18 protein-coding genes are annotated in these 18,137 nt (G+C 72.1%); 13 read left to right on the top strand and 5 right to left on the bottom strand.

Features of this window, described 5'->3' with window-relative positions; all coding sequences use genetic code 11:
* Positions 1-26: 26 nt before the first annotated feature.
* The 8 genes from atpE to IE287_RS06630 all read left to right on the top strand — a co-directional run bounded on the left by atpE (position 27) and on the right by IE287_RS06630 (position 6,858).
* Positions 27-257 (top strand): ATP synthase F0 subunit C, encoded by a 231-nt coding sequence (gene atpE / locus IE287_RS06595; protein WP_006346597.1) that lies wholly within the window; start codon positions 27-29, stop codon positions 255-257.
* Between the two features lie 44 nt (positions 258-301).
* Positions 302-847 (top strand): F0F1 ATP synthase subunit B, encoded by a 546-nt coding sequence (locus IE287_RS06600; RefSeq protein WP_189847948.1) that lies wholly within the window; start codon positions 302-304, stop codon positions 845-847.
* A complete protein-coding gene (locus IE287_RS06605) occupies positions 844-1,659 on the top strand; it encodes a F0F1 ATP synthase subunit delta (protein ID WP_189847949.1) in 816 nt (271 codons plus the stop codon). Before IE287_RS06600 ends, IE287_RS06605 begins: the two co-directional genes overlap by 4 nt.
* Positions 1,660-1,796: 137 nt before the next feature.
* Positions 1,797-3,395, top strand: coding sequence for a F0F1 ATP synthase subunit alpha (atpA, locus tag IE287_RS06610; RefSeq protein WP_189847950.1), 1,599 nt, complete (start codon positions 1,797-1,799; stop codon positions 3,393-3,395).
* Positions 3,396-3,415: 20 nt separating this feature from the next.
* Complete coding sequence (locus IE287_RS06615; protein ID WP_189847951.1) at positions 3,416-4,333, top strand: F0F1 ATP synthase subunit gamma; 918 nt, start codon at positions 3,416-3,418, stop codon at positions 4,331-4,333.
* Positions 4,333-5,775: a F0F1 ATP synthase subunit beta gene (gene atpD / locus IE287_RS06620; RefSeq protein WP_189847952.1), complete on the top strand. Its 1,443-nt coding sequence runs from the start codon at positions 4,333-4,335 to the stop codon at positions 5,773-5,775. Before IE287_RS06615 ends, atpD begins: the two co-directional genes overlap by 1 nt.
* Positions 5,776-5,888: 113 nt before the next feature.
* Positions 5,889-6,263, top strand: a complete 375-nt coding sequence (locus IE287_RS06625; RefSeq protein WP_189847953.1) for a F0F1 ATP synthase subunit epsilon — start codon at positions 5,889-5,891, stop codon at positions 6,261-6,263.
* 148 nt (positions 6,264-6,411) lie between these two features.
* A complete protein-coding gene (locus tag IE287_RS06630; RefSeq protein ID WP_043219714.1) occupies positions 6,412-6,858 on the top strand; it encodes a DUF2550 domain-containing protein in 447 nt (148 codons plus the stop codon).
* Between the two features lie 133 nt (positions 6,859-6,991).
* Here IE287_RS06630 and IE287_RS06635 read toward each other — a convergent pair whose 3' ends face one another.
* The 3 genes from IE287_RS06635 to IE287_RS06645 form a co-directional block, all read right to left on the bottom strand.
* Positions 6,992-8,836, bottom strand: a complete 1,845-nt coding sequence (locus IE287_RS06635) for a glycoside hydrolase family 18 chitinase (RefSeq protein WP_506004965.1) — start codon at positions 8,834-8,836, stop codon at positions 6,992-6,994.
* Between the two features lie 120 nt (positions 8,837-8,956).
* A complete protein-coding gene (locus IE287_RS06640; RefSeq protein WP_189847955.1) occupies positions 8,957-9,601 on the bottom strand; it encodes a response regulator in 645 nt (214 codons plus the stop codon).
* Positions 9,598-10,794 carry a sensor histidine kinase gene (locus IE287_RS06645; RefSeq protein ID WP_189847956.1) on the bottom strand — a complete coding sequence of 399 codons (1,197 nt, stop codon included), beginning with the start codon at positions 10,792-10,794 and terminating at the stop codon, positions 9,598-9,600. The genes IE287_RS06640 and IE287_RS06645 overlap by 4 nt, the downstream gene beginning before the upstream one ends.
* A gap of 174 nt (positions 10,795-10,968) precedes the next feature.
* On the opposite strand from IE287_RS06645, the gene IE287_RS06650 reads away from it, so the two are divergent.
* On the top strand, positions 10,969-11,646 hold the full coding sequence (locus IE287_RS06650) for a hypothetical protein (protein WP_229883313.1): 678 nt from the start codon (positions 10,969-10,971) through the stop codon (positions 11,644-11,646).
* On the opposite strand, the gene IE287_RS06655 is transcribed toward IE287_RS06650, so the two are convergent.
* Positions 11,643-12,215 (bottom strand): cob(I)yrinic acid a,c-diamide adenosyltransferase, encoded by a 573-nt coding sequence (locus tag IE287_RS06655; RefSeq protein WP_189847957.1) that lies wholly within the window; start codon positions 12,213-12,215, stop codon positions 11,643-11,645. The two genes, IE287_RS06650 and IE287_RS06655, sit on opposite strands and share 4 nt — an antisense overlap.
* A gap of 162 nt (positions 12,216-12,377) precedes the next feature.
* Here IE287_RS06655 and IE287_RS06660 point away from each other — a divergent pair, with 162 nt between their 5' ends.
* The 3 genes from IE287_RS06660 (at position 12,378) to IE287_RS06670 (ending at position 16,749) form a co-directional block, all read left to right on the top strand.
* Positions 12,378-13,226: a 3-hydroxyacyl-CoA dehydrogenase family protein gene (locus tag IE287_RS06660; RefSeq protein WP_189847958.1), complete on the top strand. Its 849-nt coding sequence runs from the start codon at positions 12,378-12,380 to the stop codon at positions 13,224-13,226.
* A gap of 127 nt (positions 13,227-13,353) precedes the next feature.
* Positions 13,354-13,677 carry an STAS domain-containing protein gene (locus tag IE287_RS06665; protein WP_169086744.1) on the top strand — a complete coding sequence of 108 codons (324 nt, stop codon included), beginning with the start codon at positions 13,354-13,356 and terminating at the stop codon, positions 13,675-13,677.
* A 312-nt stretch (positions 13,678-13,989) separates the two neighbouring features.
* Entirely contained in the window at positions 13,990-16,749 is a 2,760-nt protein-coding gene (locus IE287_RS06670) for an ATP-binding protein (RefSeq protein WP_189847959.1), read from the top strand.
* Positions 16,750-16,817: 68 nt separating this feature from the next.
* On the opposite strand, the gene nucS is transcribed toward IE287_RS06670, so the two are convergent.
* Positions 16,818-17,489, bottom strand: coding sequence for an endonuclease NucS (nucS, locus tag IE287_RS06675; protein WP_189847960.1), 672 nt, complete (start codon positions 17,487-17,489; stop codon positions 16,818-16,820).
* A 227-nt stretch (positions 17,490-17,716) separates the two neighbouring features.
* On the opposite strand from nucS, the gene IE287_RS06680 reads away from it, so the two are divergent.
* The gene (locus tag IE287_RS06680) at positions 17,717-18,109 is read left to right on the top strand and encodes an SCO5389 family protein (RefSeq protein WP_031006219.1); all 393 of its coding nucleotides are present in this window, start codon (positions 17,717-17,719) and stop codon (positions 18,107-18,109) included.
* The last annotated feature ends 28 nt before the right edge of the window (positions 18,110-18,137 follow it).

An 18,137-nucleotide genomic window follows, 5' to 3' on the forward strand; every position in this document is an offset into this window, starting at 1 on the left:
TCCTTGAAAGAGAAGGAAGAACCGGCATGTCCGCTCTCCAGACCCTTGCTGCTGTCGAAGGCAACGTCGCCGCCATCGGTTACGGCCTCGCCGCGATCGGCCCCGGCGTCGGCGTCGGCATCATCTTCGGTAACGGCACCCAGGCCCTCGCCCGCCAGCCCGAGGCGGCCGGCCTGATCCGTACCAACCAGATCATGGGTTTCGCCTTCTGTGAGGCGCTCGCCCTCATCGGCATCGTCATGGGCTTCGTCTACTAAGCCTGCTTCTCGACGACAGCCACATTTTCACGGAAGGCACTGATGTGAACGCTCTGCTTCTTGCGGCCGAGGGGGAGCCCCAGCCCCCCCTCCTCCCGCATCTTGACGAGCTCGTCATCGGCCTGATCGCCTTCGTCATCGTCTTCGGCTTCCTCGCCAAGAAGCTCCTCCCGAACATCAACAAGGTTCTGGTCGAGCGCCGCGAGGCCATCGAGGGTGGCATCGAGAAGGCCGAGTCGGCCCAGATCGAGGCTAAGAGTGTGCTGGAGCAGTACAAGGCACAGCTTGCCGAGGCCCGCCACGAGGCCGCGCGTCTCCGCCAGGAGGCGACGGAGCAGGGCACCGCGATCATCCAGGAGATGAAGGCGGAGGGTCAGCGTCAGCGCGAGGAGATCATCGCCGCCGGTCACTCGCAGATCGAGGCCGACCGCAAGGCCGCGGCCGCCTCGCTGCGCCAGGACGTCGGCAAGCTCGCCACCGACCTGGCCGGCAAGCTGGTCGGCGAGTCCCTCGAGGACGCCGCCCGCCAGAGCCGCACGATCGACCGCTTCCTCGATGAGCTCGAGGAGAAGGCTGAGGCCGTCCGATGAACGGAGCGAGCCGTGAGGCACTGGCTGCCGCCCGCGAGTCCCTCGACGCACTGACCGACAACACCTCGGTCGACGCGACGAAGCTGGCGGACGAGCTGGCCGCAGTCACCGTCCTGCTGGACCGCGAGGTGTCGCTGCGCCGGGTTCTGACCGACCCCGCGCAGTCGGGTGAGGCCAAGGCCGAGCTCGCGCAGCGACTCCTGACCGGCCAGGTGGGCGGGGAGACCGTCGATCTGGTCTCGGGCATGGTCCGCTCCCGCTGGTCGCGCTCGCGCGACCTGGTCGACTCGGTCGAGGAGCTGGCGAACACCGCCGACCTCACCGCGGCCCAGAAGGCGGGCGCCCTCGACGGCGTCGAGGACGAGCTTTTCCGGTTCGGCCGGATCGTGTCCTCCAGCACCGAGCTCCGCTCCGCGCTGACGGACAAGTCCGCCAAGGCCGCCGCCAAGGGCGAGCTGCTCCGCAGCCTGCTCGGCGGAAAGGCCCACACCACCACCGAGCGCCTGGTCGTCCGTCTGGTGACCCAGCCCCGGGGACGTAGCCTGGAAGCGGGACTCGAGTCCCTGTCCAAGCTCGCCGCGGCGCGCCGGGACCGGATGGTCGCGGTCGTCACCTCGGCAGTGCCGCTCACCGACCAGCAGAAGCAGCGCCTCGGCGCCGCGCTGGCGAAGCTGTACGGCCGTGCGATGCACCTGAACCTGGACGTGGACCCCGCGGTCCTCGGCGGGATCACGGTGCGGGTCGGCGACGAGGTCATCGACGGCACGGTCGCCGAGCGCCTCGACGAGGCCAAGCGGCGGCTGGCCGGCTGACGGCAGCAGCCGCCGGCAACACAACACGCATCACAGCGGCCCGGTTGGGCCGTGCAGAGATTGCAGAAGATTCCTGGGGGTCGGCCCCCAGACCCCTTAAGAAACTTCGGGCCCAACAAGGAGAGCAGGGAACCCAGATGGCGGAGCTCACGATCCGGCCGGAGGAGATCCGGGACGCACTGGAGACCTTCGTCCAGTCGTACCAGCCGGACGCGGCCTCGCGCGAGGAGGTCGGCACGGTCAGCCTGGCCGGCGACGGCATCGCGAAGGTCGAGGGTCTTCCCTCGGCCATGGCGAACGAGCTGCTGAAGTTCGAGGACGGCACCCTCGGTCTCGCGCTGAACCTCGAAGAGCGCGAGATCGGTGCGATCGTTCTCGGCGAGTTCAGCGGCATCGAGGAGGGGCAGTCGGTGCAGCGCACCGGCGAGGTCCTCTCCGTCGGCGTCGGTGAGGGATACCTGGGTCGCGTCGTCGACCCGCTCGGCAACCCGATCGACGGTCTCGGCGAGATCGCGACCGAGGGCCGCCGCGCCCTCGAGCTGCAGGCCCCGGGCGTCATGGCCCGTAAGTCGGTGCACGAGCCGATGGAGACCGGCTACAAGGCCGTCGACGCCATGACCCCGGTCGGCCGCGGCCAGCGCCAGCTGATCATCGGCGACCGCCAGACGGGCAAGACCGCCCTGGCCGTCGACACGATCATCAACCAGCGCGACAACTGGCGCTCGGGCGACGTGAACAAGCAGGTCCGCTGCATCTACGTCGCCATCGGCCAGAAGGGCTCCACCATCGCGTCCGTGCGCGGCGCCCTGGAGGAGGCCGGCGCGCTCGAGTACACGACGATCGTCGCCGCCCCCGCGTCCGACCCGGCCGGCTTCAAGTACCTCGCCCCGTACACCGGCTCGGCCATCGGCCAGCACTGGATGTACGACGGCAAGCACGTCCTGATCATCTTCGACGACCTGTCGAAGCAGGCCGACGCCTACCGCGCCGTGTCGCTGCTGCTGCGCCGTCCGCCGGGCCGCGAGGCCTACCCGGGCGACGTCTTCTACCTGCACTCCCGTCTGCTCGAGCGCTGCGCCAAGCTCTCGGACGACCTGGGTGCCGGCTCGATGACCGGTCTGCCGATCGTCGAGACCAAGGCGAACGACGTCTCGGCGTTCATCCCGACCAACGTCATCTCCATCACCGACGGCCAGTGCTTCCTGGAGTCCGACCTGTTCAACGCCGGCCAGCGCCCGGCCCTGAACGTCGGTATCTCGGTCTCCCGCGTCGGTGGCTCCGCCCAGCACCCGGCCATGAAGCAGATCGCCGGTCGCCTCCGCGTGGACCTCGCCCAGTTCCGTGAGCTGGAGGCCTTCGCGGCCTTCGGTTCCGACCTGGACGCGGCCTCGAAGGCGCAGCTGGAGCGCGGTCAGCGGATGGTCGAGCTGCTCAAGCAGGCTCAGTACCAGCCGATGCCCACGGAGAACCAGGTCGTCTCGGTCTGGGCCGGCACCACCGGCAAGATGGACGACGTTCCGGTCGCCGACATCCGTCGCTTCGAGGCCGAGCTCCTGGCGTACCTCCGCCAGAACCACTCGGGTCTCATGACCTCCATCCGTGAGGGCAAGAAGATGTCGGACGACACCCTGACGTCCGTCGCCGACGCCATCGCGGAGTTCAAGAAGCAGTTCGAGACCTCTGACGGCAAGCTGCTCGGCGAGGACGCCCCTGCCGCCGTCAACGTCTCGAAGTGACGACGGAAGGGACCTGACTCATGGGAGCGCAGCTCCGGGTCTACAAGCGTCGCATCAAATCCGTCACCGCGACGAAGAAGATCACCAAGGCGATGGAGATGATCGCCGCCTCGCGCGTGGTCAAGGCTCAGCGCAAGGTGCAGGCGTCGACCCCGTACGCCACCGAGCTCACCCGCGCGGTGACCGCGGTGGCCACGGGCGCCAACGACAAGCACCCGCTGACCACCGAGGCCGAGAACCCGACCCGCGCCGCGGTCCTGCTCCTCTCGAGCGACCGCGGTCTGGCCGGCGCCTTCAACTCCAACGCCATCAAGGCGGCGGAGCAGCTCATCAAGCGGCTTGAGGGCGAGGGCAAGGAGGCCGACGTGTACGTCGTCGGCCGCCGTGGCATCGCGCACTTCAACTTCCGTGAGCGCAAGCTGGCCGGCACGTGGGCCGGCTTCACGGACGAGCCGTCGTACGCGGACGCCAAGAAGGTCGGCGAGCCGCTGATCGAGGCGATCGAGAAGGCCACGGCCGAGGGCGGCGTGGACGAGCTCCACATCGTCTACACCGAGTTCGTCTCGATGATGACGCAGACGGCGGTCGAGGCCCGGCTGCTGCCCCTCAGCCTCGACGAGGTGGCGAAGGAGGCCGGCGAGTCGGACACGCTCCGCCCGCTGTACGACTTCGAGCCGTCGGCGGAGGACGTCCTGGACGCCCTCCTGCCGCGCTACGTCGAGAGCCGCATCTACAACGCGCTGCTCCAGTCGTCGGCGTCGAAGCACGCCGCGACGCGGCGCGCGATGAAGTCGGCGACCGACAACGCGGGAGACTTGATCAACAACCTCTCCCGACTTGCCAACGCGGCCCGCCAGGCCGAAATCACCCAGGAAATCAGCGAGATCGTCGGTGGCACCGCAGCCCTGGCCGACGCGACCGCGGGGAGTGACAAGTAATGACGACCACTGTTGAGACGGCCGCCGCCACGGGCCGCGTCGCCCGGGTCATCGGCCCGGTCGTCGACGTGGAGTTCCCCGTCGACGCGATGCCGGAGATCTACAACGCCCTGCACGTCCAGGTCGCCGACCCGGCCGAGGAGGGCGCGCTCAAGACGCTGACCCTCGAGGTCGCGCAGCACCTGGGTGACGGCGTCGTCCGCACCATCTCGATGCAGCCCACCGACGGCCTGGTCCGCCAGGCCCCCGTGGTCGACACCGGCGACGGCATCACGGTGCCCGTCGGCGACGTCACCAAGGGTCGCGTGTTCAACACGCTGGGCCAGATCCTGAACGAGCCCGAGGCGGAGTCGGAGGTCGGCGAGCGCTGGTCCATCCACCGCAAGGCCCCGGCGTTCGCGGACCTCGAGTCGAAGACCGAGATGTTCGAGACCGGCCTGAAGGTCGTCGACCTTCTCACCCCGTACGTCAAGGGTGGAAAGATCGGTCTGTTCGGTGGCGCCGGTGTCGGCAAGACCGTTCTGATCCAGGAAATGATCATGCGTGTGGCCAAGCTGCACGAGGGCGTTTCCGTCTTCGCCGGCGTCGGCGAGCGCACCCGTGAGGGCAACGACCTCATCGCGGAAATGGAAGAGTCCGGCGTTCTGGACAAGACCGCGCTGGTCTTCGGCCAGATGGACGAGCCCCCGGGCACCCGTCTCCGCGTGGCCCTCGCCGGTCTGACCATGGCGGAGTACTTCCGCGATGTGCAGAAGCAGGACGTGCTGTTCTTCATCGACAACATCTTCCGCTTCACCCAGGCCGGTTCCGAGGTGTCGACCCTGCTCGGCCGTATGCCCTCCGCGGTGGGCTACCAGCCGAACCTGGCCGACGAGATGGGTCTCCTCCAGGAGCGCATCACCTCGACCCGTGGTCACTCGATCACCTCGATGCAGGCGATCTACGTCCCCGCCGACGACCTCACCGACCCGGCGCCGGCGACCACCTTCGCCCACCTCGACGCGACGACGGTTCTCTCCCGTCCGATCTCCGAGAAGGGCATCTACCCGGCCGTGGACCCGCTGGACTCCACGTCCCGGATCCTGGACCCGCGCTACATCGCGCAGGACCACTACGACGCCGCCATGCGCGTCAAGGGCATCCTGCAGAAGTACAAGGACCTCCAGGACATCATCGCGATCCTCGGTATCGACGAGCTCAGCGAGGAGGACAAGCTCGTCGTGCACCGTGCGCGTCGTGTCGAGCGCTTCCTGTCGCAGAACACCCACGCCGCCAAGCAGTTCACCGGTGTGGACGGTTCGGACGTCCCGCTCGACGAGTCGATCGCCGCGTTCAACGCGATCTGCGACGGAGAGTTCGACCACTTCCCGGAGCAGGCCTTCTTCATGTGTGGTGGTCTCGAGGACCTCAAGAAGAACGCCAAGGAGCTCGGCGTCTCCTGAGCCCCGTGCTCACCCGAGGGGGGCGGGAGCCGTTCCCGCCCTCCTCTCCACGCCCCTTAGAATTGATCCCAACACCCGGCAGCACCGCCGGGTGGTGACCCGAGGAGCCACCCTTGGCTGCTGAGCTGCACGTCGAGCTGGTCGCCGCGGACCGGAGTGTCTGGTCCGGCGAGGCCACCCTGGTCATCGCGCGTACCACCTCCGGCGACATCGGCGTCATGCCCGGTCACCAGCCGCTGCTCGGTGTGCTGGAGTCGGGCCCGGTGACCATCCGCACGAGCGAGGGCGACACGGTCGTGGCCGCCGTCCACGGCGGTTTCATCTCCTTCGCCGACGACAAGCTGTCGCTGCTGGCGGAGATCGCCGAGCTGGCGGACGAGATCGACGCCCAGCGCGCCGAGCGCGCGCTGGAGCGTGCGAAGTCGGGCGAGGACGCCGCCGCCGAGCGGCGCGCCGAGGTCCGGTTGCGCGCGGTAGCGGTCCGCTAGCGGACCCGCGACCGAAGAGTAGTGCCCTCAGCCGCGGCACGATCCGGAATGTTCCGGACCGTGCCGCGGCTGAGGCGATGCAGATGCAGGTTGTATTCGGTTCGGCCGGCGGCGCCGGTCACGGGACGCAGCGAGGAGGTCGGTGGAGATGTTCCTCGCGCTGTTCGTGTGCGGCCTGGTCGTCGCACTGGTGGTGATCGGACTCTTCGTCTTCGGCTTGCGCCGCAGGCTGATCCAGCGGGCCGGCGGCACCTTCGACTGTTCGCTGCGCTGGGACGTCCCGGAGGAACCGGACCTGTCCGGCAAGGGCTGGGTGTACGGAGTGGCCCGGTACAGCGGTGACGAGATCGCCTGGTTCCGGGTCTTCTCGTACGCGCCCCGCCCGCGCCGTTTCCTGGAGCGCTCGGCCATCGTGGCCCTGGAGCGCCGGATGCCGGAGGGCGAGGAGGAGCTGGCGCTCCTGTCGGACTCGGTGATCCAGCCCTGCATGTACAACGGCGTCCGCCTGGAGCTCGCGATGAGCGAGGACGCCCGGACCGGCTTCATGGCCTGGCTGGAGGCGGCACCTCCCGGCCAACGGGTGAACGTGGCCTGATCGGCCCCTGTGGGATGGGGGTCCCCCCCCGGGCGGAGTCCGGGGGAGGGTGAACGCGGCCCGAGTCTTCGCGTACGTACGAGAGCGGGGGACGGTGTGCTGCACCGTCCCCCGCTCCGTCGTGCCGGGGGCGCTAGCTCAGGCCGCCGTTGATCGCGGAGACCAGCTCGCCGTTGGTGGTGTCACCGCTGAACTCCCAGAAGAAGGCTCCGCCGAGGCCCTGGTTCTTGGCCCAGCTCATCTTGGAGTTGACGGTGGCGGGGGTGTCGTAGCTCCACCAGTTGGTGCCGCAGTGCGCGTAGGCGGTGCCGGCGATGGTGCCGTTGGCCGGGCAGGTGGCCTTGAGGACCTTGTAGTCCTCGATGCCCTGCTCGTAGGTGCCGGTCGCCGGGCCGGTCGCCGTGCCGCCGGGGGCGGACTGGGTGACGCCGGTCCAGCCGCGGCCGTAGAAGCCGATGCCGAGCAGCAGCTTGTTGGCCGGGACGCCCTTGGCCTTGAACTTGGCGATCGCCTCGGCGGAGTTGAAGCCCGCCTGCGGGATGCCGGGGTACGCCGTCAGCGGGGAGTGCGGGGCCGTCGGGCCCTTCGCCGCCCAGGCGCCGAAGAAGTCGTACGTCATCACGTTGAGCCAGTCGTAGTACGGCGCGGCGCCCGCGTAGTCGGCGGCGTCGATCTTGCCGCCGGTGGAGGCGTCGGCCGTGACGGCCGCGGTGACCAGGTTGTTGGCGCCGAACTTGGCGCGCATGGCCTGCATCATGTTCTTGAAGGACGCGGCGCCGCTGGTGTCACAGGTGAGACCGCAGGCGTTCGGGTACTCCCAGTCCAGGTCGATGCCGTCGAAGACGTCGGCCCAGCGCGGGTCCTCGACCAGGTCGTAGCAGGACTGCGCGAAGGCGGCGGGGTTCTGGACGGCCTGGCCGAAGCCGCCGGACCAGGTCCAGCCGCCGAAGGACCAGAGGACCTTGATGTTCGGGTAGGCCTTCTTCAGCTTGCGGAGCTGGTTGAAGTTGCCGCGCAGCGGCTGGTCCCAGGTGTCGGCGACGCCGTCGACGGACTGGTCGGCGGTGTAGGCCTTGTCGTAGTCGGCGTAGGCGTCGCCGATGGTGCACTTGCCGCCCTGGACGTTGCCGAAGGCGTAGTTGATGTGCGTGATCTTGGACGCGGAGCCCGAGGTCACGATGTTCTTCACGTGGTAGTTGCGCCCGTAGACGCCCCAGTTGGTGAAGTAGCCCAGCTTGACGGCCTTCGGCGGCGGCGGGGTGTCGCCGCCGGTGGTGCGGACCGGCGTCGGGCCGGCGGCGGGGCCGGTCTGGTCGATGCTGTCGCGGGCGACCACGGTGTAGGTGTAGTCGGTGCCGGCGGTGAGGCCCTGGTCGGTGTAGGTCAGGGCGGTGGTGGTGGTGACCTTGGTACCGTCGCGCAGCACGTCGTAGTTCTTGACGGCGACGTCGTCCTGGGCCGCGCCCCACGTGAGCTTCACCGAGGTGTTGGTGATGTCCGAGGCGATCGGGGTGCCGGGGGCGGAGGGCGGGTTGTCTCCGGGCGGCGTGGAGCCGTCGCAGGAGGCGCCGTTGATCTTGCACCCGGTGGGGGCGCCGGATCCGGCGCCGTTGTAGCCGAAGGAGACGGAGGCGCCGGGGGCGAGGGTGCCGTTCCAGCCGACGTTCTTGGCGGTCCAGTGGTTGCCGCTGCTGGTGACGGTGGCGTCCCACGCGGAGGTGACCCGGGTCCCGGTGGGGTAGTCCCACTCGAGGGTCCAGGCGCTGATGGTGGTGGTGCCGGTGTTCTTGATGGTCCAGCTGGCCCCGAAGCCGGAGCCCCAGTCCTGGGTCTTGGTGTAGGTCGCGGTCGCCGAGGTGGCGGCTTCCGCGGGGGAGGCGAGACCGACCATGGCGGCGAGCGGGAGGGCCAGGGCGGTCAGGGCAGCGGCGGCCCGTGCCCGGAAACCTCTTCGGCGCGTCGGTGCTTGAGTGCTCAACGGTGCTCCTCAAGTTGCGGACGTTCTGGGTGGGGGTGGTCCGAGAGAGTTGCGCGCGCCCCGCGAGCGTAGGAAGGTCTGGACCAATCGTCAAGAGGTCCAGACCAACGTCGGTAGCAGTTAGTGAAGTCCCAACTCCTTTGCGAGTACTGCCGCTTGGACCCGACTGCGCAGACCGAGCTTCCCCAGCACCTTGCTGACGTGCGTCTTCACCGTCGCCTCCGCCATGTCCAGGCGCACCGCGACCTCCGCGTTGGACAGCCCGGCCCCCAGCGCCGACAGCACCTCCCGTTCCCGCGGCGTCAGCGCGTCGAGGACCGCGGGATCCCTGCGTACCGGAGGGGACGGGGAGGCGAACTCCGCGATCAGCCGGCGGGTGACGGCCGGCGCGATCAGCCCCTCGCCCCGGGCCACCGTCCGCACCGCCTCGATCAGCTCCCGCGCCTCGGCGTTCTTCAGCAGGAAGCCCGACGCCCCCGCCCGGAGCGCCCCGAAGACGTACTCGTCCAGATCGAAGGTGGTCAGCACGAGCACGTCCGCCAGCCCCTCCGCCACCACGAGCCCGGTCGCCGTCACCCCGTCCATCCGGGGCATCTGCACGTCCATCAGCACCAGGTCCGGCCGCAGCTCCCGGGCCAGCTCCACCGCCCGCTCCCCGTCCTCGGCCTCGCCCACCACCTCGATGTCCGGCGCACTGCCCAGGATCAGCACCAGCCCGGCCCGCACCGCGCTCTGGTCCTCGGCCACCACCACCCGCACCGTCATGCCCGCTCCTCCTCGCTCGCTCCCACGGGCAGCTCCGCCCGCACCCGCCACACCTCGGCGCCCCCGCCGGCCGCCACCGGACCGGCCTCCAGGGACCCGTCGAGCAGCGCCACCCGCTCCCGCATCCCCACGAGCCCCGCCCCCGATCCCGGCGCCCGCGGCCCCGGCCGCTGCCCGAACGGGCTCGTCACCGTCACCCGCAGCGCCCCGCCCTCGCGCGCCAGCACCACCCGCACCTCGCCCGGCGCCGCGTGCTTGAGCGCGTTCGTCAGCGACTCCTGCACGATCCGGTACGCGGCCAGCTCCACCGGAGCCGGCAGCCCGGGGCCGTCCCGCCGGGCGTCCTCCAGGACGAAGCGCAGCCCGCTCCCCGCACCGTTCGTCCGCGCCTGGTCCACCAGCGCGTCCAGCCCCGCCAGGGTCGCCGTCGCGGCCGGCTCGGTCTCCGCCCCGCTCTCCCGCAGCAGCCCGATCAGCCGCCGCATCTCCCCGAGCCCCGCCACGCTGTTCTCCCGGATCACCGTGAGCGCCTGCCGGGTGGTGCCGGGGTCGTCGAGGGAGAGCGCCGCCGTCGAGTGGATCGCGATCGCGGACAGGTGGTTGGCCACCACGTCGTGCAGCTCCCGCGCCATCCGCGCCCGCTCCGCCGCCACCGCCTGCGCCCGGTCCATCTCGGCGAGCAGCGCGATCTGTTCGGCGCGCAGCCGCGCGGACTCCGCCGCCTCCCGGTGGTTGCGCACGATCGAACCGGTGATGGCGGGGAGGAAGGAGATCATGCCGGTGATGACGCCGACGAGCAGCGCGATGGCGTTCTGCCACCAGACCAGGAAGGCCACCGTGGTGCCGACGGTGACCAGCGCGGTCGTGTAGGGGATCCGGCGGGCCTGGGCCGGGGTGCCGTAGACGACCGCCGCGTAGACGACGTCCGTGAACATCAGCACGGTGGCCAGGTTCCCGTGGGTGAACTGGTCGCCCACGATCGCCAGCGTGCCCACGACCAGGGCCGTCTGCGGCGCCACCCGGCGCAGCGCCTCCGCCGCGGCCATCGCCGTCAGCGGCACCAGCGCCGCCCAGCGCTGGTCGAAGAGCCGGTCGCCGGTGGTGTACAGGCCGTACGACCACAGCAGCACGCCGACGGAGAAGCCGGCGAAGGCGATGAGCAGGTCGTGGCGGTGCGGGCGGGGGAGGGTCACGTCCCCATCCAACACGCCCTCCGGCCCACCGGCCTCGACGTCCGGGCCGATCCGGTACCGCCCCCGCCTCCGTCGAACGATGTAGGCGCGTTTCCTCACCGGCGACGACGAACCGGCCGCGCCCGCGCGGGAGGCTGGGAGGGTCCCGCCGGGGGAAGCGAAAGGGGAACCGCTGTGATCGTCACGATGATCGTGGTCTGCGAGGTGGGCTTCTGGGTCCTGCTGGCCGCCGGGCTCACCGCCCGCTACGTGCTCCGGATGCCGAGACTGGGCATGGGGCTGCTGCTCTGCGAGCCGCTCCTGGAGGTGCTCCTCCTCGTCGTCACCGCGATCGACCTCAAGAGCGGCGCGGAGCCCGCCTGGCGCCACGGCCTCGCCGCGATCTACATCGGCTACACCGTCGGCCACGGCCACCGCACCGTGAAGTGGCTCGACGGACACGCCGCCCACCGCTTCGGCGGCGCCCCGCCGCCCGTGAGGCCGCCCCGCTACGGCATGGGCCGCGCCCGGCACGAGGCGCAGATCTGGCTCGGCTCCGTCGTGGCCGCCGCCGTCGCCGCCGCCCTGCTGCTCGCCGCCGTGTGGTACGTCGGCGACGCCGGCGACACCTCGAAGCTGGAGGCCACGATCGGCGGCGTCTGGCGGATCGTCGGCATCCACGGGCTGATCGTCCTCAGCTACGCGGTCTGGCCCAAGAAGGCCCCCGAGGGCGCCTCCGACGCGTCCGAGGCGACCGCCGCCCGGGACCCGGAGCACGCCCCCGGCCTCGCGGCGCGCGGCGCGCACCGGGACGCCGGGTCCGCCGGGGAAGGCACCCGGCCCCCCCGGCGCGATCCCGAGGACGCGGCCTAGCGCTCGCCGCCCGGCACCCAGAGCACGTCTCCGACCTCCTTGTTGGCCACCCTGGCCAGGATGAACAGGAGGTCGGACAGCCGGTTGAGGTAGGTCGCCGCGAGCGGGTTCATCGTCTCGCCGTGCGCCTCCAGGGCCGCCCAGGTGGAGCGCTCGGCCCGCCGGACCACCGTGCACGCCTGGTGCAGCAGGGCCGCGCCGGGCGTGCCGCCGGGCAGGATGAAGGAGCGCAGCTTCTCCAGCTGCTCCAGGAAGCGGTCGCAGTCCGCCTCCAGCTTGTCGACGTACGCCTGCTCCACCCGCAGCGGCGGGTACTCCGGGTTCTCCACCACCGGGGTGGCGAGGTCGGCGCCCACGTCGAAGAGGTCGTTCTGCACCCGGGTGAGGACCGCGGCGACCTCCCCGTCCAGAGCGCCCAGCGCGAGCGCGGTGCCGATGACCGCGTTGGCCTCGTTGGCGTCCGCGTAGGCCGCGATCCGGAGGTCGGTCTTGGCGGTGCGGCTCATGTCGCCCAGGGCCGTCGTGCCCTTGTCGCCGGTGCGGGTGTAGATGCGCGTCAGATTGACCATGGACCCAGCCTAGTGACGCCGCCATCCGCCGCGCCTGTCGTGAGTGTGACGTCCGTCAAAGAGAGCGTGACGCGCATTACTTCACGGTCACACGGCGCCCCCGGCCCGCTAATCTCCGCCGGAGAGAGCCAGAAGTGAACAGGTGTTAAAGGGGTGGAATTCGTGGCCGGTAAGCTCGCCGTCATCGGTGCCGGACTCATGGGGGCCGGCATCGCCCAGGTCTCCGCTCAGGCCGGCTGGGACGTCGTCCTGCGGGACGTCACCGACGAGGCGCTGACCCGCGGTACCGACGGCATCAGGGCCTCGTACGAGAAGTTCGTCGCCAAGGGCAAGCTGGCCGCCGCCGACGCGGAGGCCGCGCTCGGCCGCATCACCGCCACCACCGACCTCGACGCCGTCGCCGACGCCGACGTCGTCGTCGAGGCCGTCTTCGAGAAGATCGAGGTCAAGCACGAGATCTTCCGCGCCCTCGACAAGATCGCCAAGGACGGCGCGGTCCTCGCCTCCAACACCTCCGCCATCCCGATCACCAAGATCGCCGCGGTGACGGAGCGCCCCGAGGCCGTCGTCGGCGTCCACTTCTTCTCGCCGGTCCCGATGATGCAGCTGGTCGAGCTCGTCCGCGGCCACAAGACGAGCGACGCCGCCCTCGCCACCGCCCGCTCCTTCGCCGAGTCCGTCGGCAAGACCTGCATCGTGGTCAACCGCGACGTCGCCGGCTTCGTCACCACCCGCCTGATCTCCGCCCTCGTCGTCGAGGCCGCCAAGCTGTACGAGTCGGGCGTCGCCACCGCCGAGGACATCGACCTCGCCTGCCGGCTGGGCTTCGGCCACGCCATGGGTCCGCTCGCCACCACCGACCTCACCGGCGTCGACATCCTCGTCAACGCCACCGGCAACATCTACGCCGAGACCCAGGACGAGAAGTTCGCGCCGCCGGAGCTCATGCGCCGGATGGTGGACGCGGGTGACATCGGCCGCAAGAGCGGGCAGGGCTTCTACACGTACTGAGCTCCGCCCGCCACATCACCTCACTCCATGGAGTGAATTCAGGTATCGGTTCGTGAACAAGGCGCAACGTATCTGCCGAGGCAGCAGTCAGTTGTTGCGAAGACGGAGCATTTCCCGGGGAGCGACTATGCACATCAGGGGCGACCACGCCGAGCTGGTCGTCGGGGGCCGCCTCGACGTCCGCAGCGCGGCGGACGCCCGTACGGTCCTGCACACGGCCGTCGACGACGGAGTCGGCGACCTGGTGCTCGACCTGACCGGCCTCGACTCCTGGGACGCGACCGGACTCGGCGTGATCATGGGCGCGCACCGACGGGCCGGCCGCTGCGGCCGCCGGCTCGTCCTGCGCGGGGTGCCGCCCCAGATGCAGAGACTCCTCGTCGCGACCCGCCTCCACCGCATCCTCGCCATCGAGGGCGGCCTCGTGGTGGAGTCCCTGCCCCGGGTCTGACCGGGCGCCCGCCCCCCCCCGGGGGGGCAGGTCTCCGTCCGGACCCCGGGACGCGCCGTCCCCCGGCCTTCCGGGGCGGGCCTCCCTCCGGTCCCCGGGGCGCGCCGCCGCCCGGTCCCCGGGGTGAACCGTCTGTGAAGCCCCTGTGCGAACCAGGCGTCACGCTCAATCCTCACAAGACCGTGACGTCTTGGTCTCCACGGCACCCCGCCTGTTCCCGGAGCCCCCGCGACCGTCTAGGGTTCGGTCGCCCGCACCCGACGACGGACCCACCCGGCGGGCTCCGCACCACCGCTCTTGGGGGCTTTGACCATGGACCCGATACACCGGGGGCCGGACGAGTCCGGTCACGACACCGCGGCCGAGGACGCCCGCCCCGCACAGCCCGCCGCCCTGCCCGAGCGCGCCGCCGCGACGCCCGCCCGCGCCCGCGTCACCCGGATCGTCTCCGGAGAGCTGCTGCTGACCGTCAACCCCGTCGACGGCAGTGAGATCGAGCCCTGCCCACCCGGCGAGGAACCCCCGGCGGTCCGCCGCCGCACCGCCGAGGAACGCGCCGGGGCCACCGCCGCCTCGACGCCCGTGCCCCCCGGCCCCGCCGCCCCCGAGCTGCCCCTCCTGGAACGCGACGAGCAGCGCGCCCGGCTCACCGAGACCCTGACCCGCGGCCGCTGCGCCCGCCTCACCGGCCCCGACGGCTCCGGCCGCACCGCCCTCCTCGACGCCGTCGCCGACGACTGCGCCTCCCTCGCCCCCGACGGCGTCGTCCGCCTCTCCGGCCACCACCGCACCACCGGCGAGCTCCTCCACGAGCTGCGCGCCGCGGTCCTGCACACCCCCCGCCACCGGCCCGGCCCCGAGGCCCTCCGCACCGACCTCGCCTCCATCGGGGCCGTCGTCGTCGTCGACGACCTGGAGTTCGGCGGCGCCGCCCTCGACGAACTCCTCGCCGCCGCCCCCGAGTGCGCCTTCCTCCTCGCCGCCGCCCCCGGCGTCCCCGCCCCCTCGGCCGAGGCCCCGATCGAGGAGGTGGCCCTCCCCGGCCTCGGCCGCGCCGCCTCCCTCGCCCTCCTGGAGGCCGCCGTCGGACGCCGCCTCACCGAGGAGGAGGCCAACTGGGCCGGCGACCTCTGGTTCGAGTCCGAGGGCCTGCCGCTCCGCTTCGTCCAGGCCGGCGCCCTGCTCCGGCAGCGCGACCGGCTGCGCGTCACCCCCGCCGAGTTCGACGCCTTCGGCGCCCTGGAGGAGGCCTTCGGCCCGTCCGGTACGGGACCCGGGAGCGGCTCGGGCGCTGCCGGGCCCGCCGTCGACCCGTACGAGGACCCCGACGTCGAGCTCCACGAGGTCCCGCTGCCCAGCCTCGGCGAGGGCGCCGCGCCCGCCGCGCTGCTCGCCTCCCGGCTCAGCCGCGCCGCCCAGACCACCCTCCGCTTCGCCGTCGCCCTCGGCGGCGAGGTCCCGCACCACGCCCACCTCCCCGCGCTCGTCGGCGACACCCACGCCGACGCCGCCCTCGGCGAGCTCCGCGCCTGCGGGCTCCTCACCTCCGCCGGCACCCGCCACCGGCTCGCCGGCGGCGTCCTCACCCAGCTCCTCGCCCACGGCTACGGCCACGACGCCGCCGACCGCGTCCACGCCGCGGCCCAGCACTACGCCTGGTGGGCCGGGCACCCCTCGGTCGGCCCCGAGCGGGCCGCCGCCGAGTCCGACGCCCTGCTCGCCGCCCTCGGCGCCCTCGTCGGCGCGGAGAGCGGCGGGGACCGCACCGGGGCGGACGCCGGACCGCACGGCGGCCCGGCCGGGGGAGCGCACGGCGGCACGACCGCGGGCGCGGCCGGCGGCGAGCACGCCGGAGAGAGCGGGGCCGGTCCCCGGGAGACCGCCGTCGCCCTCGCCCGGGCCGCCGCCCCCGCCTTCGCCGCGGGCCTCCACTGGGGAGCCTGGGAGCGCGCCCTGCGCTCCGGCCAGGAGGCCGCCCGGCTCGCCGGGGACGTCGCCGAGGAGGCGTACTTCCACCACGAGCTCGGCGTCCTCGCCATCTGCGCCGGGAACCTCGCCCGCGCCCGCGCCGAACTGGAGGCCTCCATCGGCCTGCGCGGCGCCCTCGCCGACAAGCGCGGCACGGTCGCCGGCCGCCGGGCCCTCGCCCTCGTCGCCGACCTCGGCCGCGACCAGGAGTCCGAGCGGACCCCGCCGCCGGCCCGCGCCGACTCCCCGCCGCGCGGCCTGCCCGCCCTCCGGGCCGCCGCCCCGGCCCCCGCCGAGCCGCCCACCGCACTGCTGCCGCCGGTCACCGCGACCCGCCCGGCCGCCCTCGCGCCGCCCGGCTTCCCGTCCTTCCCGGACTTCGACGAGCGGGCCCCCGCGCCCGTCACCCGCGCCGACCCCGCCCCGGCGGACGGCCCGCGCAAGGGCCTCGCGGCCGGCATCCTCGCCGGCACCCGCCGCAACCTCGCCGCCGTCGGCGCCGGGGCGCTCCTCGTCGCCGTCCTCGGCACCGTCGTCACCCTCGGCGCCACCTCCGGCACCGACGACGCGCCCGCCTCCGGCACCGTCTCCACCGACAGCACCGCCGACCAGGGCGGCGCCGACGAGCCCGGCACCGACGACGGGGCGCCCGCCGACGGCGAGCCCGGCGGCGACCCGACCGGGACCGGCGCCCCGGCCTCCTCCGGCACGCCCGGGCCGACCACCTCCGGAGCCACCCCGTCGTCCTCCGCCGCGGACCCGACGGCGACGGGCTCTCCGTCGGCCACCGCCTCCGGCGAGCCCGACCCGTCGGAGACGAGCGCTCCGGGGACCACCGGCGCGCCGACGACGACCCCGGGCCGCCCGGCGAACACGCGGCCGGTGCCGACCCGGACCACGACGAGGCCGCCGACGTCCCCGACGACCACGTCCGGGCCCCCGACGGCGGAGCCGTCCGAGACGGCGCCCCCGACCACCCCGCCCGCCTCCACGACGGCCCCCACGCCGGGGGAGACGCCCACCAGCGAGGCCCCGGGCTCCAGCAGCGCCTCCGCCCCGCTCGACGGCGCCCCCAGCGCCTCCGAGAGCCCCACGGTGAGCTGAGCACGCGGAAGAAAGGGGACGGCCCCGGACGCTCTGCGCGCCCGGGGCCGTCCCCTTCGCCGTCGGTCCTAGAAGAGCCGCAGCTTGTCGTCCTCGATGCCGCGCAGGGCGTCGTAGTCGAGCACCACGCAGCCGATCCCGCGGTCCGTCGCGAGGACCCGCGCCTGCGGCTTGATCTCCTGGGCCGCGAAGATGCCCTTCACCGGGGCGAGGAGCGGGTCGCGGTTGAGCAGCTCCAGGTAGCGGGTCAGCTGCTCGACGCCGTCGATCTCGCCGCGCCGCTTGATCTCGACGGCGACCGTGGCGCCGTCGGAGTCGCGGCAGAGGATGTCGACGGGGCCGATGGCCGTCGGGTACTCGCGGCGGACCAGCGTCCAGCCCTCGCCCAGCGTCTCGATGCGGTCGGCGAGCAGCTCCTGGAGGTGGGCCTCCACGCCGTCCTTGATGAGGCCCGGGTCCACACCCAGTTCGTGGGACGAGTCGTGGAGGATCTCCTCCATCGTGATGATCAGTTTCTCGCCCGCTTTGTTGACGACGGTCCAGACGCCCGCCTCGCCGTCGGCACCTTCCTTCAGGGTGCACGGCGGCGACATCCAGTTGAGCGGTTTGTACGCCCGGTCGTCGGCGTGGATCGAGACGCTTCCGTCTGCCTTGATCAGGATCAGACGGGGTGCGGAGGGCAGATGGGCCGTGAGCCGGCCCGCGTAGTCCACGGAGCAACGGGCAATGACGAGACGCATGGTCGGCAACGCTACAAGAGGAGCGCCCTTCTACGCGATTCGGGCACCGGCGTGAGCCGAACACCCGTCGGTTATCGGCCTGTTGTGTGCCCAATCGCCTGGTGCGGGCCGGACCGCGCGCTTACCGTGGAAGCTGGAGGTCGTCGTCCGTGCACGCTGCGTGGCGTACGTCGGCCCTCGTCCCTGCCCGCACAGACCCCGTCCGCGGGGTCGCGAGAGGAGAACCCATGTCGCTCGACGTCTCACCGGCACTGTTGGAACAGGCCGAGCGAGGCGAGGTCGACGAAGCCGCCTTCGTCGACTGCGTCCGGACCTCCCTGCCCTTCGCGTGGGAGATGATCAGTTCTCTGGTGGCCCAGCTGGAGGTCGAAGGCGGAGAGTTCGCCGACAACCAGACGCCCCCGCCGAACGAGCAGGCACGCGGTCAGCTGCTGCGCGCGCTGGCGAGCGACGCGATCCGCGGTGCGCTCCAGCGCCACTTCGGAGTGCGTCTCGCCTTCCAGAACTGCCACCGGGTGGCGGTCTTCCCGCTGGACCCGGCGGTGGACGAGCGCCTCGCCCGCTTCACCTCGATCCGGGGCCAGCTGCTCAACCAGTCGCCGGAACTCCGCGACTGCTGAGGCCCGGCCGTCGTCACCGGGATCCGTC

It is taken from the genome of Streptomyces omiyaensis, assembly GCF_014650895.1.
Lineage (GTDB): Bacteria > Actinomycetota > Actinomycetes > Streptomycetales > Streptomycetaceae > Streptomyces > Streptomyces omiyaensis.